This is a genomic window from Acinetobacter sp. AC1-2 (assembly GCF_016124155.1).
GTDB lineage: Bacteria > Pseudomonadota > Gammaproteobacteria > Pseudomonadales > Moraxellaceae > Acinetobacter > Acinetobacter calcoaceticus.
Window position 1 is genome coordinate 74912 of sequence record NZ_JABFFO010000004.1, and the last position, 25674, is coordinate 100585.

Annotated in this window: 28 protein-coding genes and 1 tRNA gene; 12 read left to right on the forward strand and 17 right to left on the reverse strand. The window is 36.6% G+C overall.

Features of this window, described 5'->3' with window-relative positions; all coding sequences use genetic code 11:
* Positions 1-63: 63 nt before the first annotated feature.
* Positions 64-1323, reverse strand: coding sequence for an MFS transporter (locus tag HL290_RS13775; RefSeq protein WP_198496767.1), 1260 nt, complete (start codon positions 1321-1323; stop codon positions 64-66).
* A 128-nt stretch (positions 1324-1451) separates the two neighbouring features.
* Here HL290_RS13775 and HL290_RS13780 point away from each other — a divergent pair, with 128 nt between their 5' ends.
* The 4 genes from HL290_RS13780 (at position 1452) to HL290_RS13795 (ending at position 4511) form a co-directional block, all read left to right on the forward strand.
* Positions 1452-2078 (forward strand): lysophospholipid acyltransferase family protein, encoded by a 627-nt coding sequence (locus HL290_RS13780; RefSeq protein WP_042897723.1) that lies wholly within the window; start codon positions 1452-1454, stop codon positions 2076-2078.
* 66 nt (positions 2079-2144) lie between these two features.
* A complete protein-coding gene (locus tag HL290_RS13785) occupies positions 2145-3062 on the forward strand; it encodes a patatin-like phospholipase family protein (RefSeq protein ID WP_017392534.1) in 918 nt (305 codons plus the stop codon).
* A 104-nt stretch (positions 3063-3166) separates the two neighbouring features.
* Entirely contained in the window at positions 3167-3628 is a 462-nt protein-coding gene (locus tag HL290_RS13790; protein WP_004789340.1) for an NfeD family protein, read from the forward strand.
* 28 nt (positions 3629-3656) lie between these two features.
* On the forward strand, positions 3657-4511 hold the full coding sequence (locus tag HL290_RS13795; protein WP_005036413.1) for an SPFH domain-containing protein: 855 nt from the start codon (positions 3657-3659) through the stop codon (positions 4509-4511).
* A gap of 70 nt (positions 4512-4581) precedes the next feature.
* Here the strand turns inward: HL290_RS13795 and HL290_RS13800 are convergent, their stop codons facing one another.
* The 3 genes from HL290_RS13800 to prpF all read right to left on the reverse strand — a co-directional run bounded on the left by HL290_RS13800 (position 4582) and on the right by prpF (position 7267).
* Complete coding sequence (locus HL290_RS13800) at positions 4582-4950, reverse strand: MmcQ/YjbR family DNA-binding protein (RefSeq protein ID WP_198496768.1); 369 nt, start codon at positions 4948-4950, stop codon at positions 4582-4584.
* A 58-nt stretch (positions 4951-5008) separates the two neighbouring features.
* Positions 5009-5920: a polyprenyl synthetase family protein gene (locus tag HL290_RS13805; RefSeq protein WP_198496769.1), complete on the reverse strand. Its 912-nt coding sequence runs from the start codon at positions 5918-5920 to the stop codon at positions 5009-5011.
* Between the two features lie 159 nt (positions 5921-6079).
* Positions 6080-7267 carry a 2-methylaconitate cis-trans isomerase PrpF gene (gene prpF, locus HL290_RS13810; RefSeq protein WP_198496770.1) on the reverse strand — a complete coding sequence of 396 codons (1188 nt, stop codon included), beginning with the start codon at positions 7265-7267 and terminating at the stop codon, positions 6080-6082.
* A gap of 378 nt (positions 7268-7645) precedes the next feature.
* On the opposite strand from prpF, the gene HL290_RS13815 reads away from it, so the two are divergent.
* Positions 7646-9001, forward strand: coding sequence for an amino acid permease (locus HL290_RS13815; RefSeq protein WP_003655361.1), 1356 nt, complete (start codon positions 7646-7648; stop codon positions 8999-9001).
* 114 nt (positions 9002-9115) lie between these two features.
* Here the strand turns inward: HL290_RS13815 and HL290_RS13820 are convergent, their stop codons facing one another.
* Positions 9116-9370 carry a TIGR03643 family protein gene (locus HL290_RS13820; RefSeq protein WP_198496771.1) on the reverse strand — a complete coding sequence of 85 codons (255 nt, stop codon included), beginning with the start codon at positions 9368-9370 and terminating at the stop codon, positions 9116-9118.
* A 311-nt stretch (positions 9371-9681) separates the two neighbouring features.
* On the opposite strand from HL290_RS13820, the gene HL290_RS13825 reads away from it, so the two are divergent.
* A tRNA-Arg gene (locus tag HL290_RS13825) sits at positions 9682-9754 on the forward strand.
* A gap of 159 nt (positions 9755-9913) precedes the next feature.
* Here HL290_RS13825 and HL290_RS18885 read toward each other — a convergent pair.
* From HL290_RS18885 to HL290_RS13870, 9 genes are all read right to left on the reverse strand, one after another.
* Entirely contained in the window at positions 9914-10099 is a 186-nt protein-coding gene (locus tag HL290_RS18885; RefSeq protein WP_227602296.1) for a hypothetical protein, read from the reverse strand.
* Between the two features lie 65 nt (positions 10100-10164).
* Entirely contained in the window at positions 10165-10524 is a 360-nt protein-coding gene (locus HL290_RS13835) for a hypothetical protein (protein ID WP_198496772.1), read from the reverse strand.
* A 198-nt stretch (positions 10525-10722) separates the two neighbouring features.
* Complete coding sequence (locus tag HL290_RS13840) at positions 10723-11154, reverse strand: hypothetical protein (protein WP_198496773.1); 432 nt, start codon at positions 11152-11154, stop codon at positions 10723-10725.
* A gap of 213 nt (positions 11155-11367) precedes the next feature.
* Positions 11368-11868, reverse strand: coding sequence for a hypothetical protein (locus HL290_RS13845; RefSeq protein ID WP_198496774.1), 501 nt, complete (start codon positions 11866-11868; stop codon positions 11368-11370).
* A gap of 43 nt (positions 11869-11911) precedes the next feature.
* Positions 11912-12364, reverse strand: coding sequence for a hypothetical protein (locus tag HL290_RS13850; RefSeq protein ID WP_198496775.1), 453 nt, complete (start codon positions 12362-12364; stop codon positions 11912-11914).
* A gap of 35 nt (positions 12365-12399) precedes the next feature.
* Positions 12400-12909: a hypothetical protein gene (locus tag HL290_RS13855; protein WP_198496776.1), complete on the reverse strand. Its 510-nt coding sequence runs from the start codon at positions 12907-12909 to the stop codon at positions 12400-12402.
* Between the two features lie 134 nt (positions 12910-13043).
* Positions 13044-13919, reverse strand: a complete 876-nt coding sequence (gene hchA, locus HL290_RS13860) for a glyoxalase III HchA (protein WP_198496777.1) — start codon at positions 13917-13919, stop codon at positions 13044-13046.
* A gap of 208 nt (positions 13920-14127) precedes the next feature.
* Positions 14128-15126, reverse strand: coding sequence for an NAD(P)H-quinone oxidoreductase (locus tag HL290_RS13865; RefSeq protein ID WP_198496778.1), 999 nt, complete (start codon positions 15124-15126; stop codon positions 14128-14130).
* A gap of 151 nt (positions 15127-15277) precedes the next feature.
* Complete coding sequence (locus HL290_RS13870) at positions 15278-16096, reverse strand: undecaprenyl-diphosphate phosphatase (protein ID WP_198496779.1); 819 nt, start codon at positions 16094-16096, stop codon at positions 15278-15280.
* Between the two features lie 354 nt (positions 16097-16450).
* On the opposite strand from HL290_RS13870, the gene HL290_RS13875 reads away from it, so the two are divergent.
* Positions 16451-17251, forward strand: coding sequence for a PaaX family transcriptional regulator C-terminal domain-containing protein (locus HL290_RS13875; RefSeq protein WP_045435321.1), 801 nt, complete (start codon positions 16451-16453; stop codon positions 17249-17251).
* A 105-nt stretch (positions 17252-17356) separates the two neighbouring features.
* On the forward strand, positions 17357-18349 hold the full coding sequence (locus HL290_RS13880; protein WP_198496780.1) for a fatty acid desaturase family protein: 993 nt from the start codon (positions 17357-17359) through the stop codon (positions 18347-18349).
* Positions 18350-18397: 48 nt separating this feature from the next.
* Here the strand turns inward: HL290_RS13880 and HL290_RS13885 are convergent, their stop codons facing one another.
* Positions 18398-19435: an AraC family transcriptional regulator gene (locus HL290_RS13885; RefSeq protein ID WP_198496781.1), complete on the reverse strand. Its 1038-nt coding sequence runs from the start codon at positions 19433-19435 to the stop codon at positions 18398-18400.
* 153 nt (positions 19436-19588) lie between these two features.
* Between HL290_RS13885 and HL290_RS13890 the strand changes: the two genes are divergently transcribed.
* Together HL290_RS13890 and HL290_RS13895 are read left to right on the forward strand one after the other, a co-directional pair.
* The gene (locus tag HL290_RS13890; RefSeq protein ID WP_198496782.1) at positions 19589-20287 is read left to right on the forward strand and encodes an NAD(P)H-dependent oxidoreductase; all 699 of its coding nucleotides are present in this window, start codon (positions 19589-19591) and stop codon (positions 20285-20287) included.
* 598 nt (positions 20288-20885) lie between these two features.
* The gene (locus tag HL290_RS13895; protein WP_198496783.1) at positions 20886-22208 is read left to right on the forward strand and encodes an OmpP1/FadL family transporter; all 1323 of its coding nucleotides are present in this window, start codon (positions 20886-20888) and stop codon (positions 22206-22208) included.
* 57 nt (positions 22209-22265) lie between these two features.
* Here the strand turns inward: HL290_RS13895 and thrH are convergent, their stop codons facing one another.
* A complete protein-coding gene (gene thrH, locus HL290_RS13900) occupies positions 22266-22883 on the reverse strand; it encodes a bifunctional phosphoserine phosphatase/homoserine phosphotransferase ThrH (RefSeq protein ID WP_198496784.1) in 618 nt (205 codons plus the stop codon).
* Positions 22884-23067: 184 nt separating this feature from the next.
* Between thrH and HL290_RS13905 the strand changes: the two genes are divergently transcribed.
* Complete coding sequence (locus HL290_RS13905) at positions 23068-23802, forward strand: phosphoadenylyl-sulfate reductase (protein ID WP_004639063.1); 735 nt, start codon at positions 23068-23070, stop codon at positions 23800-23802.
* 171 nt (positions 23803-23973) lie between these two features.
* Entirely contained in the window at positions 23974-25359 is a 1386-nt protein-coding gene (locus HL290_RS13910) for a WS/DGAT/MGAT family O-acyltransferase (protein ID WP_042897680.1), read from the forward strand.
* A gap of 28 nt (positions 25360-25387) precedes the next feature.
* Here HL290_RS13910 and HL290_RS13915 read toward each other — a convergent pair whose 3' ends face one another.
* Positions 25388-25561, reverse strand: a complete 174-nt coding sequence (locus HL290_RS13915; RefSeq protein ID WP_002116397.1) for a PA1571 family protein — start codon at positions 25559-25561, stop codon at positions 25388-25390.
* Between the last annotated feature and the right edge of the window lie 113 nt (positions 25562-25674).

The following is a 25674-nucleotide window of genomic DNA, read 5'->3' on the forward strand; positions in this document are numbered from 1 at the left end:
ATTAGATAAAGCTTAGATCACCGCTTAAGCAATATTAAGTTTCTTTATTTCATTTAGTTAACATTATTTTTCTTGTAGTTTTGCATGTTTCCACAGGTAAATAGGGAGCAAAGTAACAATGCCAATAATGACAATAGCTATCAAATAATGGAAATAACCAAGTGCATCGCCAAGCACACCACTGAAACTATAAAGAAGACCACTTACAGTCGCCATGACCGAAACCTGAAAGGTAAAATCTGTACCCGCATATTCCTTTCGACTGTAATGCATGACTAAGGTCAACATAACCACCAACAACATTGCAGAGAATGCATCCTCTAAAGCATTTACGGCATAAACTCCCCAAACATTGAGTTGAATTTTCTGCTCGTAGGCATAAGCTAAATAGGTATAAGCCGCTAAACTCATGATTTTAAATACTGAAAACACAATTAAGGCCGTAGGTCTAGAAAAGTATTTAAGCATCCAACCTGCAATTGCAGCCCCTGCCAGTGCTGCTACTGCACCGAGCATCGTGATATAAACGCCAATTTGAGTAAAACTTAGTCCCATATCAACCATTAAAGGTTTAAGTAATGGTCCAGCTAAACCATCTGCTACTTTAAAAGTAATAAGTACAACTAACCAAGAACGAAGCTCTTTATTTTGAGAGAAATAACTCAAGTAGGCCTTAATCTTTATGACTAAGTTTTGTTGGTTAAGTTGATGTTCATTATTTGAATGAGAAGTGTGTTTAGGCTCTTTAAATAATAAAATAGGTAAAGTGTTTAAAAATACCAAAGCCGCTAATAGCAAAAAAGTGGGTTGCCATGTCAACCAGTCTAAACACCAAAGTACGGCGCCTCCCCCGACAATAAAACCTAGTCGGGAACCAATCACCTGAAATGTATTTCCCCAATGTTGCTGGTCATGCTGTAACAAATTAACCGCCAAAGCATCGGTAGCAATATCTTGTGTTGCTCCTGTTAAGTTCATTAAAAGAAGCGAAATAAAAAAGGCAAATAAATAAATAGGCTGATCTAAAGCTTGAATGGGGAAAAAAGACAAAATGCAAAGTACGACCACAGTCAAAAACTGAGTAGGTAAAATCCAGCTGCGGTAGTGCCCTAAACGTGAAAGCGCATGTCGATCAACCCACGGCGCCCAAAAAATCTTGATTGACCAAGGCAGCATGAGTAAACCAAAACCACCAATATGAGCGAGTGATACACCTTGTGCCCTTAAAATAACAGGTAAAGCATGGGTCATAAAACCCACTGGTAGCCCTTGTGCCCAATATAAGGAAAATAGCAGAAGATAAAGATTTTGCTGCCGAAACATAGATACCTACTTTTTATTTCTTTAATGAGGAATAACATCAAATGTCATGTTGTTCTTACATTTTGCCAATGAAGCATATATTTCAAAAGATTAAGATTAAACAAGGACAAGTTAAAATTTAAAAAAATATGGATCAACATTTCCCTAATTTACCTCATTTGGTACCTCAACGCGGCACTGCGTTAAGCCGAGCACTATTTAAAAAACTTTTTTTAGCGCAAGGTTGGACAATTGAAGGCGAAATTCCTAATTATCCAAAAGCAGTTGCGATTATTTCACCTCATACGTCTAACATTGATGGGTGGTATGGTTTTCTTGCTATTTTCGGATTAGGTATCCAGATTACGGTTTTGGGTAAAGATGCTCTTTTTAAACCACCTTTTAAACGGGCGTTAGATTGGGCTGGTGTTATTCCAGTTAAACGTGACACAGCCAATGGACTAACTGAACAAGTCGTCACCACGATTCAAAAATATGACAAGATCTGGATTGGGATGGCACCTGAAGGCACACGTAAAAAAGCAAAAAAAATGAAAAGTGGTTTTTACCATATTGCCGCAAAAGCCAATATTCCAATTGTGATGTTTTCTTTTGATTATGACCATAAAACGATTCACTGCTTAGGTCACTTAGACCCAAGTGGAAACTATGATGAAGATCTACAAAAGATTTTTGACCGCTATGAAGGAAAAATTTCACCCAAGAATCGTAATTGGCTGGCCGAACCTTTACAAAATCTAGTGAAAAAAACCTAGCAAAAATTGAGCGAATCTGGTCTTATGGCCCTTCTTAATTTATCTCGACATAGATTATTTTTAAAGATGAAAATTGCTCAATTTGCCAGTATTGGATTTATCTCTCTAGCACTATTTGGCTGTGATAAATTTAGCAAAACACCAACGCCGACTACCTCAATTAAAGCCCGTGAACCTGTCATTGCGCTTGCTTTAGGTGGCGGTGGAGCAAAAGGATTTTCACATATTGGTGTGATCAAGGTTTTAGAGTCTCATGGAATTAAACCTAAAATTGTAACGGGTACCAGCGCTGGTAGCTTTGTTGGAAGTATCTACGCGAGTGGGCAAACACCTTATCAATTGCAAAGTCTGGCTCTGAAATTACAAGAGTCTGATATCCGTGATTTAACCCTTAATCGTCAAGGCATTATTCTCGGACAAAAGTTACAAGACTACGTTAACCGTAATGTTGGCAATAAACCAATTGAGAAGTTTCCAATCCGCTTTGCGGCTGTGGCAACTCGTCTTGATAATGGTCAAAAGGCAGACTTTATTAAAGGTAATGCAGGCCAAGCCGTACGTGCATCTTGCAGTATTCCTAATGTGTTCGTCCCTGCCACAATCGGCAATCAAAAATACGTAGATGGCGGCCTAGTTAGCCCAATTCCTGTAAAAACAGCTCGTGATATGGGTGCAGATATTGTGATTGCAGTTGATATTTCCGCGCGTCCGGCAGGTAACCGCCCAGCCAATATGTGGGGATTACTTGATCAGACGATTAATATCATGGGCCAACAAAGTATTAATGAAGAACTCAAGCAAGCAAATGTGGTAATTAAACCTAAAGTTGGTCATTTAGGTACACTAGACTTGAAATCCAGTAATGAAGCAATTTTGGAAGGTGAAAAAGCTGCTCAAGCTCAAATGCGTCAAATTGAAGGTGCAATTGCAAACTTCAAAAAATCTCCAGCAGCATTTAAGCCCGCGCCACGCTCTAAATTCTAATTGAGGTGGTTTTTTTCTATCCACATTTCCTATCATCTGCTACAGTGGTAAAAGTGATATTAGTCACTTTTACCCATCATAAAGATATATAAAAGAGCAGATTTATGGAGTTTGTTGTACAACCTTGGCACTGGTTTGTATTGGGTATCTTACTTATTCTTTCTGAACTGATTCTACCTGCCTTTGCCGCACTCTGGTTTGGTATTGCCGCCATTATGGTGTGCATTCTCTATTGGTTATTTCCAGATATTAGCCTCACAACGCAAATTGTATTGTGGATAATATTATCAGTGCTATGCACCATTCTTTGGTTCAAGTTTATTAAACCCTTATCAATTGATAAAACGAAAGCGGGCTTACCCCGTGAAGCAACAATTGGTCAAATTGGAATGGTTATTCAAACTGGTCTAGACCATGATCAAATTATTGTTCGCTTTCCAATGCCTATTTTAGGGGCCGATGAGTGGAATTGTCGGAGCACCACTCCTGTTAAAGTGGGCGATCGTGTCAGAGTTATTGACATTTCGGGTAACGACTTAATTGTTCAAACCCATGGTACTTCATAAACATTAAAGATAAAGAGAGGGTATTTTCATGCCAGTCGGTACTATTATTGTTTTAGCCTTTTTGGCTTTTGTTGGTGTTACCATTTTTAAAGGGGTTCGTATTGTTCCTCAGGGCTACAAATGGATTGTCCAACGTTTAGGTAAATATCACACGACCCTTAATCCGGGACTTAATTTTGTGATTCCCTATATCGATGAAGTGGCTTATAAAATTACCACGAAAGATATTGTGCTAGATATTCCGTCGCAAGAAGTGATTACACGTGACAATGCCGTATTGCTCATGAATGCTGTTGCCTATATTAATTTAACCACACCAGAAAAAGCAGTTTACGGTATTGAAAACTATACATGGGCGATTCAGAACCTTGTACAAACCTCATTACGTTCTATTGTCGGTGAAATGGATCTAGATGATGCATTGTCTTCACGAGATCATATTAAGGCTAAGTTAAAAGCTGCTATTTCTGACGATATTTCAGATTGGGGCATTACCTTAAAAACTGTTGAGATTCAAGATATTCAGCCGTCTCATACCATGCAAGCTGCCATGGAAGAACAAGCTGCCGCAGAACGTCAACGTCGTGCTGCTGTTACTAAAGCCGATGGTGAAAAACAGGCTGCTATTTTAAGTGCAGAAGGTCGTTTAGAAGCTTCTCGCCGTGATGCAGAAGCACAAGTCGTGTTAGCTGAAGCTTCTCAACGTGCAATTGAAATGGTGACCAGTGCAGTTGGCGATAAAGAGATTCCGGTTGCTTACCTTTTGGGTGAACAATATGTAAAAGCAATGCAGGATATGGCTAAATCAAATAATGCTAAAACTGTGGTTTTACCTGCCGATGTTTTAAATACAATTCGCGGTATTATGGGAAAGCATAATTAATTCAATTACTTCAAATAAGTAATTAAAATCAAAACGGTGACGATAATGTCGCCGTTTTTTATGTTTTATATTATTGGTTTTTTAATCTTTTCTGATCTTTCAAAGGTAATTTCTTTACGACTAAATCATAAGAATCATGAATTAAATCTTGCAGTAAATCGCTTGTTAAGTTCTTATGCGGTGTAATCGAAATCCAATGTTTTTTATTCATGTGATAACCCGGAATAATAAATGAATAAAGCTCCTGATATTCCTGACTTTTATACGGATCACACTTCACATTAATCATTTTGACGCCTGCAACTTCTGTCGTCAGCATGAATATTTTCTCTAAAATTTTAAAAACTTCATAGTCTGGACCAAAAGGATGAGTCTGTTGACTAAAGGGAAGATTACGCGCAATTTCAATTGCTTTTTGATGGAGTTGTTCACCATTCATTTTTTTCTCCTTTATTCATTTCGCATGAATAGAAGTTATGAATATTAATTTAATATTATTAGTTCGTACGCGCTAAAAGAAATTGTGAGATATCAACTAATTCTTTTGCATTATCACCAAAATGAGCTAAGGCCTCAAAAGCTTGATCATGCAATTCTTTGGCATAAATCTGTGCTTGTTCGAGACCCATTAACGCTGGGTATGTCGATTTTTGCACTTGCTCATCCTTACCAGCAGTTTTACCCAAAGCTTCGGTACTCGAAGTAATATCGAGAATATCGTCTAACACTTGAAAAGCTAATCCAATGGTCTGCCCATATTGGCGCAATTTTGGAATTGCTTGATCCGTTCCGGAAAAGATAGTGACTGCACCCATCATAATTGCGGCCTGAATGAGCGCACCAGTTTTATTACGATGGATATTTTCTAGTTCGTCTTGAGCAATTTGCTTGCCTTCAGCTTGTAAATCTAAAACTTGTCCAGAGACCATTTTAGAGCTGGCAGTTGCTAAAATCTGCATTTGTTTTAATACAATCGCGGCATCAGTACCCTGCCCTTGTTCATCAAACAAACGACTACCTAAAACCTCAAAAGCCATCGATTGTAAAATGTCGCCTGCAAGCAAAGCAGTATCTTCACCAAACGCAACATGACAAGTCGGCTGACCACGACGCAGTAAATCATTGTCCATACAAGGCAAATCATCGTGCGCTAGTGAGTAACAATGAATGAGTTCGACTGCAACCGCAGCACGACGAGCGGCAGCAAAATTTGGATTTGGCTGTAAAGCAGCAGTGGCATAACATAAAGCCGGACGCACACGTTTTCCACCAAGCATAACTGCATGGTGTACTGCACTTTTTAAAGGCTCTGGAATTGAGAACGCAGCCAATGTCGTCAATAAATCTTGTTGAATACGTTGTTGAGCTTGTTTTAAAACATCCGCATTAACTTGAGAGAGTGATGACACAGTCGCCTCGATAAAATCAGTAGAGAAATTTTATTGAATGTAATGAAGCATTCATGCGCTACATCATACACGATTCACTGTAAAAAGTGGGTGATGAGTTTTTAAAGGCAAGCGTAAAAAAGCCTCTACACATTGAGAGGCTTTTTATTTAGAAGATGTTTAGAAACTGTCACCTGGAACACGCACCCAACCTTCCATTAACACACGTGCACTACGACTCATAATGGCTTTTTTAACCGCCCATTGATCATTAACAAGTTCAGCTTGAGCGCCAACACGTAATGTTCCAGAAGGATGCCCAAAACGTACTGCTTCACGTTCGCCACCACCAGCCGCAAGGTTTACTAATGTGCCAGGAATTGCGGCTGCCGTACCAATCGCGACTGCTGCTGTTCCCATCATGGCATGGTGCAATTTACCCATCGACAAAGCACGAACCAGTAAATCGACATCACTCTCTGAAACAGGCTTACCACTCGATGCTGTATAGTTTTTTGGTTTAGAAACAAAAGCAATTTTTGGTGTGTGCTGACGCGCAGCTGCTTCTGAAATATCTTTAATTAAACCCATCTGTACAGCACCATACGCACGAATTTTTTCAAAACGTGCCAGTGCTGCCGCATCGCTATTAATATGATCTTGTAATTCAGTGCCTTGGTAACCCAAATCTTCTGCATTTAAAAAAATGGTTGGAATACCTGCATTAATAAATGTCGCTTGGAAACGACCAATATCAGGAACGTCTAATTCGTCAACGACATTTCCTGTCGGGAACATATCGCCGCCCTCTTCACCATCATCGGCCGGATCTAAAAACTCAATTTGAACCTCAGCGGCAGGAAACGTCACACCATCAAGCTCAAAATCACCAGTTTCTTGAACTTGACCATTGGTGATAGGCACATGGGCAATAATGGTTTTTTGAATATTTTTTTGCCAAATTCGAACCGTGCATCGGCCATTTTCAGGAATACGGTCTGCATCAACCAAGCCATTTGAAATCGCAAAAGAACCAACAGCAGCAGTCAAATTACCGCAGTTACCACTCCAGTCTACAAAAGCCTGATCAATTGAAACCTGACCAAACAAATAATCAACATCATGATCTGGCTGAGAACTTTTAGCGAGAATAACTGTTTTACTCGTACTCGAAGTGGCTCCGCCCATTCCATCAATTTGTTTTCCATAGGGGTCTGGGCTACCAATGACACGTAGTAAGAGCTGATCTCTTGCTTGACCTGCAACTTGAGCTCTTTCCGGCAAATCATCAAGCTTAAAAAATACACCTTTACTGGTTCCACCACGCATATAAGTTGCTGGAATTTTAATTTGCGGTACTGAGCTCATATCAACTGTTATCCTTACTATTATGTTCTTCTATATCAAAACAAGCATTCTTGTTTACCCTTCTCTGCATCTTAAATTGTTTTAAGGTCAAGAGATAGCACTCTGCTTTATACATCAATCGTATTGACGCGAGCATATTTTGGGAATTTAGCAATGTGCTTGCAATGACTTAATCTAAGCAAAATCTAAGAAAAAAAGTCTATATGAAATTATATTTTTTAGAGCACTTTTCACTCGATATTGAAATATTAAAAGTAAGCCAATGATTTTAAATATATTTTAATATTACTTTTCAGTCACAGCTTATTAATTTGTAGTCTAGGCTAAAATAACTCCATCTATTAGAATAATTTACTTATTCATTGTGAGTGAAGACCTTTGACCAACGAATCTTCTACACTGCAACGAGGACTAAAAAATCGACACATCCAATTAATTGCTATGGGTGGAGCAATTGGTACCGGATTATTTTTAGGCTCGGCGCAAGTGATTCAATCTGCGGGACCATCCATTATTTTAGGATATGCCATTGGCGGCTTAATCGCGTTTTTGATTATGCGCCACTTGGGAGAAATGATTGTTGAAGAACCTGTTGCAGGATCGTTCAGCCATTTTGCTTATAAATATTGGGGGAAATTTCCTGGATTTTTAGCTGGATGGAATTATTGGATACTCTATGTTCTGGTTGCGATGAGTGAACTCACCGCTGTGGCCAAATATATTAATTATTGGTGGCCCCACATACCAGCATGGACTTCTGTCTTATTTTTCTTTGTCGTAATCACGGCAGTTAACTTAACCAACGTTAAATTTTATGGTGAATCTGAATTCTGGCTTGCCATTATTAAAGTAACTGCGGTCATTTCTATGATTGTATTTGGCCTTTATTTGTTGTTTACAGCAGATGTTGGTTCAAGCATTTCATTTAGTAACCTTTGGACACATGGTGGCTTTTTTCCAAATGGCTTTAGTGGCCTGTTCTATATGTTAGCTTTCTTAATGTTCGCCTTTGGCGGTATTGAGCTAATTGGTATGGCAGCGGCTGAAGCAAAAGATCCGAAAAAAACCATTCCAAAAGCAATTAACCAAGTCGTTTTCCGTATCTTAATTTTCTATATCGGTTCATTGACAATTTTGCTTTCATTAGTGCCATGGAACCAATTAGATCTTGGTGGCCTCGACAAAAGCCCATTCGTCATGATTTTTAGCCAAATGGGAATTGGTTGGGCTGCACATCTTCTTAACTTTATTATTTTAACTGCTGCTCTATCTGTTTATAACAGTGGTATGTTCGCAAACAGCCGTATGTTATACGGTCTAGCTCAACAAGGTAACGCTCCAAAAGTTTTCAAAAAAGTAAACAAACAAGGCGTACCTGTTCCAGCCGTATTACTTTCTGCATTGTTAATTTTTGGTTGTGTACTGTTGAACTACTTTGTACCCGAAAATGCATTAAGTCACTTAATGTATATCGTCGTTGGTGCATTAGTATTGAACTGGGCAATGATTAGTTTGACTCACCTCAAATTTAGATCAGCAATGAAAGCAAAAGGTGAAAAAACTCACTTCCCTGCACTTTGGGCACCATTTAGTAACTATTTGGTTTTAGGCTTTATTGCAGTTGTTCTCTACATTATGTGGAGCCAAGGTTTCAAAGAATCAGTGATGATGATTCCAATCTGGATCGTTCTCATGTTTGTACTATTTAAATTATTGAATTCTAAAAAACAATAATTCTATATTTTGTACCTAAACACAAAAAAGCCCCTATTTCGATAGGGGCTTTTTTTATAATCAGAAAATTACGCACTGTAAAAATTAAAATTTCATCGACAATAAAATTAGAAGTTATGCATATTTATACTGACGCGAACAGTAAGCTCGTTCAATTTCTGGTGAACGTAATTGTTGATGCTTAGTTTTACGCCCTGCCATACGTTTGCGCCAGAGCTTAAAACTATTGGTTTTCAGGTTGTATCTCATTAAACGAATAACTTCGCTTTCACTTAAGCAATACTCTCGCTCAATTGCTTCAAATGGAGTTCGATCTTCCCATGCCATTTCAATAATTCTAGATAAGTCCTGTTCATCAATTTTTTTCATGTTATGCCCTTTTGAATTATACGATAGCCAAATCTGATTTTTAACAAACAACTCTCTGGTAATAACGCTATCTACCCGATTGCTTGCCTTAAACCTTTTTCGTCTTTTGCTTCAGATCATAGAAAGATAAGCATGAATTTTTTGTGATTTTTCAGCTTTCTAAACTGTTTTTCTACAAGACATAAGTGTTCGAAACCGTTGAATGGTTCCACTTTATCTTTATTACCCACTATGGCTAAAGTTTTAATACTTAAAACATGAAAAAGCCATTGCCTTAGCAATAGCTTTTTCGTTTATAATCATAAAATTATGCGCCCTTAGCTTAACTGGATAGAGCAGTTGCCTCCTAAGCGACCGACGTGGGTTCGAGTCCCGCAGGGCGTACATATAATAAAATAGTCTACAGTTGAAGATTATATATAGAAGAACATAATAAAAATTTATCTTTTTGTAGAAAAAGATAATAAATAAAGTGTAATAATTATATTTTCTATAAATTTCTCAATATTATCTAAATTCACTTTTGGCAATATAACCAGATTTTCACAGAAAAAATTGATTTGATCTCAAATCATCTTCAATAGCTTGTTTTAATCTAATAGGATCATAAAAATTAAACGTATATAATTTATCAAATACCTGTATATCTACCTCAAAACATCCCTTTAACTCAATTTCCCAAGCATATTCAGAAAAATCTTCAGATAAATTTATAATATAATTTTTCATACAATTCCTTTAATATTAAAATACTCTTAAGACACTGTTCCAATTTTAAATTTTCATATATAAACTTAATCACAGTAATTTAGATTTAAAAGCCATTTTTTAGTTTCCAAGAGATCTTTTTGAATCTTTCTTTGATCATTTAAATATCTATTATCTATAAAATATTTAACTTGACATAAATTCTTTTTATCATAAAGAGTTAAATCGTTTTCTGATATCCTCCTCATATCTTGTGCAATAAGTAATAAAGGAATATATATATCCACATCTTCATGTTTTTGTAACTCTTTAATTATATAGACATAATTAGTTAGATTCACAACAGTTGATGCATTAAAACCTTGCTGAAAATAATACTCCTTATTAATTTCTACAGCTCTACAACCACTAAGAAAAACAATCAAACATACTAAAAAAGGTCTCATATTATTTCCTTTATCCAAATAAAACCTCATAGCTTTATTTTAAAATTATTTTATTTCACATCTTTTATATAAAAATTTAGAACTGGTTAGTTCCCACATCATAACCGTCACATTATATTAACCCATAAGGCACAAGCATAGCGCAGTGATACCTATAGATGATAAACTATAAGACCAGAGTTCTGAACAATACCCGATTCAACAGCTCTTACTATCTATAACCATTTTGTTCTCATTTAAATAAAAACAACCTGAACCATGATAGCCTGCCCCACCATCAATCGAATAATAATATTGAGTATTTAACTTTAGCTGCTTGGGTTTCACAATCTCTTTAAATCCATTTGGTTTAACTCCATAAGTCCATTTATAGGCATAATCATTTTTAAAATTAAACCATTTTATTTCCCTATTTATCTTAATCTCCCATACTGTTTCTTTCAATGTACCGGCAGGAACAGTACTATTATCCATTACATAAAATCGAAAACCACTATCAAGCTTTTTGGCATCACTTTTAGATAGCTGAAATATAATTCCGCTATTAGCATTACCCGAAACAAGTAAATCAACTGTACCAGAGCATGCCACTAACACTAGTATAAATAGTAAGCTATACAAATTCCTCATTACCAGCTACCTCCAGCACCACGGTTTTTTATAATGTTACCCCTTAATCTTAAAATTTACATTCAGTAATACTTACTATCTCATTCAAGTATCTATTTATATTTATTAAATTTTCTTGACTAGAGTTTACTTCGAAATTTACAATCTTTAATTATATCCTTCATACTCACAATTAGTTTCCAAATTATTTATAGAGCCAATAATATAAAAATTTTAATTTCTATCTTTAATATAAATCTTACTTGTTATAGGCAAAACTCCCAATTTACTCTGAATTAAAGAATTCCAAGTATCTTTATCTTTCAACTCATCTAAAATATAAAAAACAACTATTTTATTTCCTTTAGAGTAAAGATTACCATACTCTCTTTTCAAGTTTTCATTCGTAAACACTACTCCTTCATATATCTCATCTTCATTATTATCTGAAATAATAGTTATCATTGCACCATCATCCACAAAAATATTTCCCTTACAAAGATCAGCTATTACCCCACTTACAATATATGTTTCAATATTACCTTTTTCAACATTATCCCACCACTCACTTGTTCCATATAAACCATACACTCCACTTAAACCACTATTAGTAGTACTATCCAGAGTCAAAGCATGTGTAGACCTAATCTCATCTTTCCCATTTTTTTCCAACCATATTTTTAAATCAAAAATCAATTTATATCCTTGATCAATCAGTGCACAATTCTCTATCATTTTATTTAATCTTTATCCATTTTATACTTTACAATCATCTAAATTATTTATCATTTTTAAAAAAATTATTGTACAACTCCTCTCTTCCATCATAGAAAAACAAGTCATCAATTTTTTCAAACAAGTAAAAATCACCTATTATTTCTTTAAGCCCATTAAAAACAAGACCTTTTGAATTAGATTTTAGTCCTAATGATAATTTTTCAATTAATGAAGAGTGGTTGTCACAATATGAAAATATTTTAATTAAAGAATGAATTTCTTCGTTACAAGGTATATCTACAGTAAGAGTAAGCAAAAAAGCTTTCATATAAAATAAAGTGTTCTTTTCAACTTCGGGAAAGCTAACGTATCCCGAAAAAACTCTCCTATTAACTCCACTTTGGTTATAAATAATATCATTTTTATTACCATCAGCAGAAAAAATAATATCTTTGTATAGTTTAATATAACCCACATAGTTATAGGCTATAATATTAATTTCATCTTCACTCATATTAAACACCTACAACCCGTCAATATAGAATAATTTTAATCCCCACCCTTAATATAAACCCTATTAAGTAATGGAGAAACACCTAGTTTTTCTTCTACTACCCAATTCCAAACATCATCCTCTTTTAATTTATCCAAAATATAAATAGATACTATTTCATTTCCAACTTTATAGAGCTCTTTACTTATAGCCTTTTCTCTTTCATTAGTAAAAACTATATCTTGAAATATTTCTTTATCAGTTCCATTTACTTTAATTGTAATCATGGTACTTCCATCTACAAATGGATTTTCTTCATTTATTTCAACTATTAACCCTCTAACATAGTAATTTTCTATATTACCATTTTCGATATTTACCCACCATTCAGCTGTTGCATATAAATCATTGTCACCCTTAAGCCCCATAGTTGTTCCCTTATCCAACGTAGTTTGCTGTATATTTTTGATATAATTTTCATCCATCAATATTGAAGAAGATGACCTTAAATCAAAAACCAACTTATATCCTTGCTCAAGTAGATTTATATCTTCTATTTTTATCATTTTAATATTCTCCTATCCCTTACTTATTATACTGATTTTACATCATTTACCATTTTCAAATTTCCACCTAACACTCTATTTATTATAAAAAAAATAGGACTTAATAAAAGCCCTATTTCGATAGAACAATATACTTAATCCTTCACTTCAGCCAACAACGTTTCAGCTGCAAGTTTGCCTAAATTATTAGAAGCAAGCGGACTATCACCTGTTAACAATTTACGGTCTCTATGACATTGTCCGGTAATACCCTTATTTAAAATTTCCACACCGAGTTTTTCAAGGTTTTCACCGACTAACCAAGGTAAGGCACCCGGCATATAGCCAATATCGATATTCGCCCCTGTATCTAATGCATCAGGGAATACACACATTTGATAACCTTTGAAAATATAGTTTTCAGGCGCTTCATCTACAGCCGCAGCCAATAATGCAGCAGGCCCATGACATAAGGTAATAATAAATTTATCTTGTTCAACTGCCCATTTAAGGACTTTTTTTACCTCAAGGCTATGTGGAATCTTAGCTAATACACCATGCCCACCCGGAATAAAGACAGCCGCATAAGGTGAGTTTTCCCCTACTACTTTTTCTAAAATATCTCCGAGCTTTAGAGGATTTTTTAACTTGTCTGCATATTTCTGAAAGGTGTCTAATACAACTTGTTCTTGCTTTGGCATTGCCCACATTTCAAGCTTGGTAGGATTACCTGAAAGTGTCGCAACATCAATTTCAAAGCCAGCATTATCTAAATGAAACATCGGTAAAAGCATTTCAACAGGATGATTCCCAGTAGAAAAAAACTTACCGTTTTGCATTTGAATATACCGCTCATCGGTTGCAATCACTAAGATTTTTTTACTGCCCGTATACGGCGTTGAGTATGTAGTTCCATCATAGTCTGTCTTTGGGGCAGTATATTGACTCAGTGAATAAGGTGATGGGAAAAAGGCATTATCTTCAGCTAAATCTGGAGTAGGATTTTTATCATCAATATTTGCGGTATTCATTGTTACTATCCTTTTTCATCAGTATGGAAAGAAATAATAAATTAAGAGCCAATTCTTATTTCTTACTCAATGTATAGGTGAAGTCATAGAACTGGTGCAATCTGCCAATAGAATTTGGCAATTTTTATAGAGAAATAGGCAGAGTTTAAAATTATAAAATTCAGTTTAGGCGAACCTGTCGTTCACCTAAACTTTAGTGATTACAGCTTTACGCATTCATTTCTAAAACGATCTTTCCGATGTGATCACCCTGCTCCATACACGCATGAGCACTTTGTACATCTGAAAAAGCATATGTTTTATAGATTTGAGGTAAACACTTACCTTCTGCCAGTAATGGCCACACATGCTCATGCAAAGATTGGGCAATTTGTGCTTTTTCTTCGCTAGTACGCGCTCGCATCGTTGAACCCGTAATCGTGGCACGCTTTAAAATCAATTTTTGTAAATCAAATTCTTTTGCGATTCGACCACCCATAAAACCAATAATGACAAGTCGACCATCACGTTTTAATAGATTTAAATTTTTCTGAAAATAAGAGCCACCCACAATATCCAAAATAACATCAACACCTTGGTCTTGGGTGTGTTTCAAAATTTCTTGCTCAAAATCTTGGGTTTTATAGTTAATTGCCGTGGTCAAATCAGAGAGTGCCTCAACTTTATCTTCGCTTCCAACCGTAGCAAAAGTTTTAATCCCTAAAGCATGACAGATGGCTAAAGCAGTGGTGCCAATGCCACTGGCCCCTCCGTGAATCAATGCTGTTTCATTTGCCTTTAAACGACCAATATCAAACAGATTGGCCCAAACTGTGAAGAACGTTTCTGGAATAGCAGCGGCTTGAGTAAACGATAAATTTTCAGGTATTGGTAATACTTGTGTCGCGGCAACTGCACAGTACTCTGCATAACCACCACCATTTGTTAAAGCACAAACTTTATCTCCGACTTTGAACTGTTGCACTTGGTCACCTACCGCAACCACCACGCCAGCAACTTCTAGCCCCGGTATTTGAGTAACATCTTTAGGCATCGGATATAAACCCATACGCTGTAACACGTCAGGGCGGTTAATTCCAGCAGCCTTTACCTCAATTAAAACTTCATCTGCTTGAGGTACTGGAATATTAGCCTCTTGAACTTTTAGAACCTCAGGTCCACCTGGAGCGGTAATTTCAATAATTTTCATAGTGGTTGGAAGGGTCATTAATCTGCTCCATATCTTGTTTAAATCAATATAACAATGAACCTAAAATGAAAACATATGTCTTCGGTTTACTTTGTATAAATAGGCAATTCAAATCAATTTTTAGGCATAAAAAAACCTAGAATACTCTAGGTTTTCACTCCATCAGATTTTAAGCTGATAAATTAAAGAACATTGCTGCAATCAGAATAATTACACCCAATACGATTCGATACCATGCAAATACACGTAACGTATGGCGCTCTACAAATAGCACTAATGCTTTTACAACAAATAAAGCGGCAATAAAGGCTGCAACGAAGCCCACTCCAATATTAATCATATTATCAGCGGTAAGTACGTCTGCATTTTTGATCAAGTCAAAAGTTGCTGCACCCAACATGGTTGGCATTGCAAGGAAGAAAGAAAATTCTGTAGCAGCTTTACGTGATAAGCCCGCAAACATTCCGCCTACAATCGTTGCACCTGAACGTGAAGTCCCCGGAATCATGGCAACACATTGAGCAAACCCGACTAAAAGTGCTTGTTTAAAAGTAATTTTTGTCGCATCGTCTGTCTTATGTTCAAACTGCTTAGATTCAACCCAGAAAATAATGAGAGCACCAACAATCAATGCAATAGCAACGACAATTGGGCTGAACAAAACACTTTTAATAAAGTCGACGGCCAAAACACCAATAATGACTGCAGGGAAAAATGCAATAAGTACACTGATGGCGAAATGACGAGACTCGACATCTCCACTAAAAAAACCTTTAATCAAATTAATAATTTTTTGTCGGTATAACCAGCACACTGCCAAAATAGCACCTAACTGGATTACGACCTCAAATACACGTCCACCGTCTGAATGGAAATCGATAATATGACCAAATAAAATCAGATGGCCTGTACTCGAGATGGGTAAAAACTCAGTTAAGCCTTCAATAAAGCCTAGAAACAGTGCTTTTATAACTTCAAAATTTTCCATAACTTGCTCAAAGAAAGTTAATCACTAGAACGATCTAAAATTTGTTTTATCGCAATTGGTAAGCCTCAAATTTGACTTAACACATGTTCAATATCAGATCATTTCTAACGTTTGTGGTTATTGCCCCTAGTAAAAGGCAGTTTATTTAAAGTGCGATAATGTATCACATCATGATGACAAACTTGGGTTAACTATCGTAAAAAGATAAAACTTGGTAAAGAACTGCCAAAATTTCTCTTGTTATAGATAAAACTTTTTTGCCGCCTCTTACTCTACAAAATCATCTTAAAAAGCTCTTAAAAAAACATGATATTATTGTGATTAAATGCAGCTCATATCAAAAATTCTATCTGAATGAAAAATACTAAAATTAATGCACGCCATCTTATTATCGATTTATTTCTTTCCTCAGCCTATCCTCAACTCACCATCAAACAGATATTAATTGCCGCCAAACTCTTTAATATGAGTGAAAATGGAATTCGTGTTGCTACGACTCGGCTATTAAATGAAGGCATGATAGAAAGTGTCGAGCGCGGTATTTATCAACTTTCGCCATCAACCAAAGAATGGGCAAAAATCATTTTGAACCGCAAAAATGGCATTAAACAAACCAAAGAATGGCAACAGCATTATCTTGCAGTATTTACAGGCACATTAGGTCGCATAGATCGCACCGCTTTAAAAAAGAGAGAACGAGCATTACGTCAATTTGGCTTTAAAGAACTCGAAACCGGTATTTATATTCGACCAGACAATTTGGCCTATAGTTTCGAAAAAACATGTGAAGAACTTGTTTTAGCAGGCCTTGAAAGTGAAACAAAAATTTGTGTTATTCAACAGTTTGATTCAAAAAGCCTTCAGTTGATTGCTTCTTTATGGGATACCAAACAACTCGAATTAAACTACAAAAACTATAGCCAAGATATTCAGCAGTGGCTTTTAAAATATGAAAAATTACCGCTCAATGACGCTGCTGCTCAAGCATTGTTACTAGGGCGAGAAACCATTACTTTATTAATGAATGATCCTTTACTACCCTCTCCTTTTGTTAATGAACATGCCCGCAATCAATTTGCTCAAAATGTACAACAGCTAGACTCGATTGGACAAAAGCTGTGGCAAAAACTTTATGAAAATGAATTAACACATTAAAGAGCGATTTATTTTTTTACAAACAAATATTACAACTTTTAAAATTTTATGATTATATTAGTAATATAAAAGATGAATACCAAAATCTGATTTGGGAGAATAAAAATGAATACACAGGTGAGTGTTACCGATCTATTTAGCAGAGAAGAAATACAAGAATTCACAGAGCCTTCAGATGCTTACGGCGCTTGGGCTGTTGCAAGTACATGGGCGGTTATTGGGGGAACATTTGCTAGCTTAATCATGATGTGGGATTACTTACCTAGCTGGGGCAAATTACTTGCTTGTATGCTTGCCTTAGCTATATTGGCGGGTCGCCAGTTATGCCTAGCAATTCTGATGCATGATGCATCACATAAAAGCTTGTTCAAAAATAAAAAAATAAATGACTTTATAGGCGAATGGCTATGCGCCCGCCCAATCTGGAATGATCTACACAAGTACCGTCAACATCACGTTCGCCATCATGCAAAAACCTCTACCCCAGATGATCCTGATCTTTCGTTAGTGTCGGATTTTCCCGTAAGCAAAAAATCTCTTACCCGCAAATTCTTACGGGACTTAACAGGTATGACGGGATTAAAATTTAGCTTTGGTCGAGTGTTAATGGATCTCGATTTAATGAAATGGACGGTTGCAAATGATCAAGTCTGGCTAGAGCGAAGTAATAAAGATCTCGTTGACTATGCCAAAAGTATTATAAAAAACAGTAGTGGAGCCATTGCAACCAATGTAGCACTCTATGCGGTTTTAAAAGCTTTTGGTCAACAACGGTTTTATTGGTTATGGCCTTTAGCTTATTTAACCCCATTTCCATTATTTTTAAGAATTCGCTCAATGGCGGAGCATGCAGGTATGCAAACGAGTCTTACAGCCTTAACCAATACCCGCACAACACGTGCAGGTTGGATTGCTAGAAGCTTTGTAGCCCCTATTCACGTCAATTACCACATGGAACACCATTTAATGGCTTCGGTACCCTACTTCAAACTGCCACGCATGCATCGTCTATTGAGAGACCGCGGACATGTCCCAGCACCACCTAGCTATTTTGAAGTGATTGAATCACTCTCATCTAAGCCAGAACGAACGGCTTAGAGCTCTCGAATCAGATTTAGAGGTCATGCAATTAAATCAGTGGCCTCTCTAACCCAAATGTGAACTCAATTCATCCATTTTGCTGCGGGTCTGGAAATACTTGGGTGTGACTCCCATCCAACGCTTAAATGCACGGGTAAAATGAGATGTATCGGCATAACCTAGTATTAAAGCCACCTTTTCAATCGACATGCTATTTTGAGCTAAAAGTTTCTGGGCATGTTGCTTTTTAAGTGAGTCAACCAAGATGGTAAAACTTGTATTTTCAATGGCTAAATATCGTTGCAAAGTTCGCTCTGAAATATTCATGAATTGAGCCACTTGCCCTACCTTTAATGTCTCAATCTCGCCATTTACAAGTAATTTTTCAGCAACTTGTTTGACTTGCCATTTCCAGCCACTGTGTAACTTTAATTTTTCTATATCTCGCTTGCATTGTGCATTTACTAAAGGCGCCAACATTGGGTCTGCCGTTAATACAGGCTGTGCTAAATAGTCTTTTGAAAATATCCAACTGTTGCATTTTTGATTAAATAAACAAGTGACTGCCAGTTGACTACTTATTTTGGCAAAACCTGTCGGTTCTGGCATTTGTAATTCAACTTTCCCTAAATTGGATAAGCCTGTTAAATTTTTTGCAATTTGAACAAAGCCTACCAATAAAAAAATGTTGGCATTTGGACTCAACTGAAATTCCTTTACAGGCTGATGAATGAACCAATATGCATAATTATTTTCTTGTTTTACTTCTGGTTTAAAAACCTCGCAACGTGACCCAATGAACTGTTCAAGAATTTTCAAGGCTTCCCCTAAATTTGGAGAAACTATGGCAGCCATTCCGACTGAACCATAACATGAAGCAGTCATTTCTAAAGCCAAATACCCTGCTAATGCAGGCTCTTTGCACAACTCGATGGCCCGCTCAATGAGCTGATTTAGATGATTAAATTCTACATACCAATATGGTTTTTTTAATTGATCTACTGTTATGCCGCTTCCATCTAAAAGCTGCTCACAAGAGACACCCCACCGCTTAACAGTCTCGACGATTAAGTTAATATAAGTTCCGGGTAATTCTGGATTCATGAGTAACCCATTGAGCAAAATAAATGGCGCGAAATGGTAAAAACTGTCAGTTCATGAACTATGCCATGCTTTTAAATTGATGCATAGTGATTCAAAACAAAATCTGCTTAATTGCACTAGACAGCACAATTTCTGAAAAACACAGGTGCCCCTATGAATATCCTGATTGTCCATGCCCACCCAGAACCACAATCTTTTACCACTGCTCTAAAAAGTACAGCAAAGCAAACCTTAGAAAAATTGGGACATCGCGTAGAGGTTTCAGATTTATATGCCATGCAATTTAACCCTATTGCATCCAAAGAGGATTTTTTAGAGCTCAATCAGCCTGACTATTTTAACTATGCATTAGAGCAAAGAAATGCCAGTAAAAATCAACTTCTAGCTCCGGATATTCAGGCAGAAATTGAAAAGGTAAAAAAAGCTGATTTAGTCATTTTAAATTTCCCACTTTACTGGACCTCTGTACCAGCAATTTTAAAAGGCTGGATTGATCGTGTATTTGTTTCAGGGCTCTTTTACGGGGGTAAACGCTTTTATAACCACGGTGGAATGGCTGGTAAAAAAGCGATGTTGTGTTTAACACTCGGTGGTAGAACACACATGTTTGGAGAAAACACTATTCATGGGCCAATCGAACATTATCTATCCCCGATTCAACGCGGTACTTTGGCATATGCTGGTTTTGAAGTTCTACCACCATTCACTGCCTACCACGTCCCCTACATTAGCCAAGAGGCCAGAGAAACCCTCCTCGAAGACTATGTAACTTATCTAACGCATCTAGACCAACTTGAACCACTAAAATTTCCAAAACTTGAAGAGTTTGATGACAGACTGTATCCCCTCTAATGGTATGTTTTAAATCTAAAAATAGGACAACCGAAAGTTAGTTTTTATTTTCGGTTATTCTTTAAATTATAGACGCTCAAATGTAAAATTAAATCGCCTAAAAAATAGATCAAATGGTAAAAAATAAAGGGGGATTTTTTCCTAAAAATTTAGAATATAAAATTTAATCAATAATATACAGATGTAGAGAAACTAGACTTATCAACTAAAAATGACAACTAATACTCATTTCATAATCAATTAATTCATATTTTTACAAAAAAATCTTTGACCATTTTTCTTGGATTTGTGACAAAAATGTCACTAAAACAAACTACTTTATTAATAGATTAAAAATATAAATATCAATTAATTAAAATAATTTACCAATGAAAATATTCCTTCATATTTCATCCATTATTGACCTTATTTGTATAAAAAATGAGTACTGCTCAGTTCATATAACAGATTTACTCTTATTGTAATTATGCTATTTTTGTTACATGGAGTTATCAAAGCTTTTATAAGTTGTAATTAGAAGCTTTGAAGGCAACACAGTTTAAACGGTTTAACTCTGTTACTTTTAAAAAAATGTCTTGAAGTTCAAGGAAAGATTAAAATGAAATTAAAACATCTGAGCACTGCAATGATTTTAGCAACGCTGCCTGCAACTGGGGTTTTTGCAGCAGCATTGGATCGCTCTGGACAATCAATGTCTGCATTTTTGCAGCCTGGAAACTACTTTGAAGCTGGTATTTCGGTTCTAGATCCAGATGTATCAGGTAAAGATATTTCTGGAAATGCTACTGGTGATATGGCAGACGACTACTATTTCCCTAGTGCGGCATTAAAATTACAACTTACTGATAAATTCTCTTTTGGTTTACTTTACGATCAACCTTTTGGTTCTGATGCTCAATACACAGGTAAGAACAACTTTGTAGCAAATCCAAATGACCGTTTATTACCTTCACCGGCAAGTCCAACATTAGGTCAAGCCGGCTTAGGTAATACAATTACTGGAGGTACATCTGTAGAAGTTGATACACAGAATCTTGCTTTCGTTTTTGGTTATCAACCGACAGTAAACTGGAATATTTATGGTGGTGGTGTATACCAAACTATTAAAGGAAATGTTCATTTAAGAGGTTCAGCTTATAGCCTATATAATGGCTATGACGCTGATATTAAAGAAACTGGTGGAGCTGGTTGGCTAGCAGGTGTAGCTTATCAAATTCCAGAAATTGCGCTTAAAGCTTCTTTAACTTACCGTTCTGAAATTGATCACGATGTAAATATCAAAGAGAACATTCCTATTGTGAACTTGGTTGCTGCCAACCCAGCACTTCTATTTGGTGCATTAGGTATCACTGATCCAGCAACTCAAGCAGCAATTGGCAAACAGCTTGCATCACTTCAAGGTGATGGCAAAACTACTATCACAACACCACAGTCTGTGAATCTTGATTTCCAAACGGGTATCATGGCAAATACTGTAGCATTCGCCAATGTCCGCTGGGTAAACTGGAAAGACTTTGCAGTACAACCACACAAGTTTGGAATTGTTTCTAAGGCAGCTGGTCAATTATTACCTCAATTAGGTAAACCTAATGGATTTAATTTAGTAGATTACTCAGATGACCAATGGTCTGTCACTGCTGGTGTAGGTCGTAAGCTTACTGATAAATGGGCGGGTAACGTTTCTGTAGGTTGGGACTCTGGCGCAGGTAATCCTGTTACAACTTTAGGTCCAACTGAAGGGTATTGGAACTTAGGCTTAGGTGTTCAATACAGCCCTACTACACAAACGTTTATTGCTGGCGGTGTAAAATATTTCTGGTTGGGTGATGCAGATGCTGTTACAGGCGCTCATTCAGCTGCTGGTACATTTGATGACAACAATGCTATCGCTTACGGTTTAAAACTTGGTTATAAATTCTAAGTTTTAAACTTATTCATATAAAAAGGCGCTTAAAGCGCCTTTTTATATTCTTGCTATTTAAGCTGGAATGCTACGCTTTGAAACTGAACGGATTGCTTCTTTTAATGCGTCATAGCCGTGAATTGCAGGGAATTGCGGGAACTCAGCAATTACGTTTGCAGGTGCATCAAACAAGAAACCATGGTCAGCTTCGCCTAGCATCGTTGTATCATTATAAGAATCACCAGCAGCGATTACACGGAAATTTAAGCCATGTAGTGCCTTAACCGACTCACGTTTTTGATCTGGTTGACGTAATTTATAAGCCGTGATCATTCCTTCTTCATCTGTCTCTAATTTATGACAGAAAATTGTTGGCCAACCCAATTGCTTCATTAAAGGATGCGCAAACTCATAGAAAGTATCTGACAGAATCACGAGTTGAAAATGTGTACTTACCCATTCAACAAATTCTTTTGCACCTGGTAAAGGCCCCATCTCAGCAATGACTTCTTGAATATCATTTAAGCCTAGACCGTGTTGTTTTAAAATACTAAGGCGCTGAGTCATTAAAACATCATAATCCGGAATATCACGAGTTGTCGCCTCGAGTTCTTTAATCCCTGTTTTTTTAGCGAAATTGATCCAGATTTCAGGAACTAAAACCCCTTCAAGATCTAGGCATACGATTTCCATGAATGCTTCCAACGTTGGTTAAAAATTGCTGTATCATACCATTAAGATTTTCAGTTTTGCGTTGTTATTGATCAAATCAATTTTATTCATAAGGATCGAAATTAAAGTGCTAAGCAGTTTATCAACTATCCTTTAGAATATTTTTCATAACTCAATGCGCCCAAGCCTTTTGCCAGGAACACACATGACCGTTATTCCGACTATTGATATCGTAGATGCTCTTGCTGCTGAATATGCAACCAAAAGCCCTCGAGAAATTTTAGAACTTGCCTTAAGCCAACAAGGTGAAATCGCAATTTCTTTTTCGGGAGCAGAAGATGTTGTCTTAATTGATATTGCTTCACGTTTGGGTAAGCCTTTCCGTGTCTTTAGTCTCGACACTGGCCGCCTCCATGCTGAAACGTATCAATTTATTGAAACTGTCCGTAAACACTACAATATTAATATCGAAATTTGTTTCCCTGAATCTGAAGCTGTTCAAAACATGGTAAACGAAAAAGGTTTATTCAGCTTTTTTACAGATGGGCATCAGGAATGTTGTGGTATTCGAAAAGTTCAGCCTTTACGTAAAAAACTTGCGACTTTAGATGGCTGGATTACTGGCCAACGTAAAGACCAAAGCCCTGGTACACGCACAGAAATTCCAGTAGTACAAGCTGATGCTGGCTTCTCTGGTCCAGATAAGCAACTTATTAAATATAATCCTCTAGCGAACTGGACAAGTGCTGAAGTATGGAGCTACATCCGTATGATGGAAATTCCATATAACCCTCTCCACGAACGTGGTTTTGTTTCTATTGGCTGTGAACCATGTACACGAGCTGTATTACCGAACCAGCATGAACGTGAAGGACGCTGGTGGTGGGAAGAAGCGACTCAAAAAGAGTGCGGATTACATGCAGGTAACATGAAGAAGTAATTTGATATCAAAAAACCACTGGCAAATCAGTGGTTTTTTTTATGTCATGTTACGTACACAAAGTCATATTTTCTCTACTCTAAACGCTATATACTTAATTTTACGGTTCTATAATTCTAATAAGAGCTCAGATAAGGGCTTCTTAGAAAAATGCATGAGGCACAATGATTTATGCGTCCATTACACCCAATTGATTTCATTTTTCTGTCACTTGAAAAAAGACAGCAACCCATGCATGTCGGTGGATTATTTTTATTTGAAATTCCTGAAAATGCGCCTGAAACTTTTGTACATGATTTAGTAGAAGATATTAAACGCTCAAAAAGCATTCCTATTCCTCCCTTCAATAACCGTTTAAATGGTCTATTTTGGGATGAAGATGAAGAGTTCGATATCGATCATCACTTTCGCCACATTGCTTTACCTCATCCTGGGCGCATTCGTGAACTTCTTGTTTATATCTCGCAACAACACAGCTCATTAATTGACCGCGCTAAGCCGCTGTGGACCTGTGACATTATTGAAGGAATCGAAGGCAACCGTTTCGCTATGTATTTTAAAATCCACCATGCAATGGTTGATGGCGTTGCGGGTATGCGTTTGATCGAGAAATCACTTTCAAAAACACCTGAAGAGAAACACGTGGTTCCTTTATGGTGTGTTGAGAGCAAAAGAACTAAACGCCTAAAAGTGCCTACTCCAAGTACAAGTAAAATTAAGAGTATTTTAGGAGGTATTAAGTCTCAACTCGATATAGCTCCTAAAGTCATGCAAGAGTTATCTCAGACTATATTTAAAGAAATGGGCAAAAATCCTGATTATGTTTCTACCTTTCAGGCGCCAGTTTCGATTTTGAACCAAAGAGTAAGTGCTTCACGTCGTTTTGCTGCCCAATCGTTTGAATTGAGCCGCCTTAGAAAAATTTCAAAAGCATTAGGCGTAACGATTAACGATGTTGTGCTAGCAGTATGTTCTGGTGCTTTACGTGAATATTTGATTAGTCAAAATAGCTTACCTAAAAAGCCACTTATTGCCATGGTTCCAGCTTCATTACGCACAGATGATTCTGATATGAGTAACCGGATTACTATGATTCTGGCAAATTTAGGGACTCATAAAGACCAACCGTTAGAACGTCTAGAAATTATTCGTCGCAGCATGCAAAACTCAAAGCAACGCTTTAGCCGTATGACTGCTAATGAAATTTTAAACTATAGCGCGGTTGTTTATGGTCCAGCAGGATTAAACATCATGTCAGGAATGCTTCCTAAGCGTCAGGCGTTCAATTTAGTGATTTCCAATGTACCAGGGCCACGTGAACCACTTTATTGGAATGGCGCGAAATTAGATGCTCTCTACCCTGCTTCGATTGTCATGGATGGACAAGCTTTAAATATTACCATGACCAGTTATTTAGATAAGCTTGAAGTGGGATTAACGGCTTGTCGAAATGCTTTACCAAAAATGCAAAACCTTTTGACTCATTTAGAAGATGAGATTCAACGTTTTGAAGAAATTATTGCAGAGAAACAACTGAAACATCATTCAGCAAGTTAGAAAAGTTAAGGGGCTTTGAATTGGCCCCTTATTTTTTGATTGTGCGGCACTGATTAAGCAACTGATGACATACTGAACGAATCATTGCAGTTGTGATCGGTACTTCTTTACCTTGGTCATTCAACATATAGCAGCTATTTACTGGCGTGCTTTCTAAAACATGTTTAAGACCGTTGCTAATTAAGTTTTCACTTACATTCATGGGTTATACCTCTTATTGTTTGCTAAGACGTTAAATAGGGAGAACGTCTAGGGCTACTGTATGTAAGTAGTATTTAAAATTCATGAATGAAAGTAAAATTTCAGTTGTAACAA

What these genes read in the sequence shown, in the direction of transcription:
- HL290_RS13775 (WP_198496767.1), bottom strand. Translation starts at nt 1,323, where the DNA reads ATGTTTCGGCAGCAAAATCTTTATCTTCTGCTATTTTCCTTATATTGG.
- HL290_RS13780 (WP_042897723.1), top strand. Translation starts at nt 1,452, where the DNA reads ATGGATCAACATTTCCCTAATTTACCTCATTTGGTACCTCAACGCGGC.
- HL290_RS13785 (WP_017392534.1), top strand. Translation starts at nt 2,145, where the DNA reads ATGAAAATTGCTCAATTTGCCAGTATTGGATTTATCTCTCTAGCACTA.
- HL290_RS13790 (WP_004789340.1), top strand. Translation starts at nt 3,167, where the DNA reads ATGGAGTTTGTTGTACAACCTTGGCACTGGTTTGTATTGGGTATCTTA.
- HL290_RS13795 (WP_005036413.1), top strand. Translation starts at nt 3,657, where the DNA reads ATGCCAGTCGGTACTATTATTGTTTTAGCCTTTTTGGCTTTTGTTGGT.
- HL290_RS13800 (WP_198496768.1), bottom strand. Translation starts at nt 4,950, where the DNA reads ATGAATGGTGAACAACTCCATCAAAAAGCAATTGAAATTGCGCGTAAT.
- prpF (WP_198496770.1), bottom strand. Translation starts at nt 7,267, where the DNA reads ATGAGCTCAGTACCGCAAATTAAAATTCCAGCAACTTATATGCGTGGT.
- HL290_RS13820 (WP_198496771.1), bottom strand. Translation starts at nt 9,370, where the DNA reads ATGAAAAAAATTGATGAACAGGACTTATCTAGAATTATTGAAATGGCA.
- HL290_RS18885 (WP_227602296.1), bottom strand. Translation starts at nt 10,099, where the DNA reads ATGAAAAATTATATTATAAATTTATCTGAAGATTTTTCTGAATATGCT.
- HL290_RS13835 (WP_198496772.1), bottom strand. Translation starts at nt 10,524, where the DNA reads ATGAGACCTTTTTTAGTATGTTTGATTGTTTTTCTTAGTGGTTGTAGA.
- HL290_RS13840 (WP_198496773.1), bottom strand. Translation starts at nt 11,154, where the DNA reads ATGAGGAATTTGTATAGCTTACTATTTATACTAGTGTTAGTGGCATGC.
- HL290_RS13845 (WP_198496774.1), bottom strand. Translation starts at nt 11,868, where the DNA reads ATGATAGAGAATTGTGCACTGATTGATCAAGGATATAAATTGATTTTT.
- HL290_RS13850 (WP_198496775.1), bottom strand. Translation starts at nt 12,364, where the DNA reads ATGAGTGAAGATGAAATTAATATTATAGCCTATAACTATGTGGGTTAT.
- HL290_RS13855 (WP_198496776.1), bottom strand. Translation starts at nt 12,909, where the DNA reads ATGATAAAAATAGAAGATATAAATCTACTTGAGCAAGGATATAAGTTG.
- hchA (WP_198496777.1), bottom strand. Translation starts at nt 13,919, where the DNA reads ATGAATACCGCAAATATTGATGATAAAAATCCTACTCCAGATTTAGCT.
- HL290_RS13865 (WP_198496778.1), bottom strand. Translation starts at nt 15,126, where the DNA reads ATGACCCTTCCAACCACTATGAAAATTATTGAAATTACCGCTCCAGGT.
- HL290_RS13870 (WP_198496779.1), bottom strand. Translation starts at nt 16,096, where the DNA reads ATGGAAAATTTTGAAGTTATAAAAGCACTGTTTCTAGGCTTTATTGAA.
- HL290_RS13875 (WP_045435321.1), top strand. Translation starts at nt 16,451, where the DNA reads ATGAAAAATACTAAAATTAATGCACGCCATCTTATTATCGATTTATTT.
- HL290_RS13880 (WP_198496780.1), top strand. Translation starts at nt 17,357, where the DNA reads ATGAATACACAGGTGAGTGTTACCGATCTATTTAGCAGAGAAGAAATA.
- HL290_RS13885 (WP_198496781.1), bottom strand. Translation starts at nt 19,435, where the DNA reads ATGAATCCAGAATTACCCGGAACTTATATTAACTTAATCGTCGAGACT.
- HL290_RS13890 (WP_198496782.1), top strand. Translation starts at nt 19,589, where the DNA reads ATGAATATCCTGATTGTCCATGCCCACCCAGAACCACAATCTTTTACC.
- HL290_RS13895 (WP_198496783.1), top strand. Translation starts at nt 20,886, where the DNA reads ATGAAATTAAAACATCTGAGCACTGCAATGATTTTAGCAACGCTGCCT.
- thrH (WP_198496784.1), bottom strand. Translation starts at nt 22,883, where the DNA reads ATGGAAATCGTATGCCTAGATCTTGAAGGGGTTTTAGTTCCTGAAATC.
- HL290_RS13905 (WP_004639063.1), top strand. Translation starts at nt 23,068, where the DNA reads ATGACCGTTATTCCGACTATTGATATCGTAGATGCTCTTGCTGCTGAA.
- HL290_RS13910 (WP_042897680.1), top strand. Translation starts at nt 23,974, where the DNA reads ATGCGTCCATTACACCCAATTGATTTCATTTTTCTGTCACTTGAAAAA.
- HL290_RS13915 (WP_002116397.1), bottom strand. Translation starts at nt 25,561, where the DNA reads ATGAATGTAAGTGAAAACTTAATTAGCAACGGTCTTAAACATGTTTTA.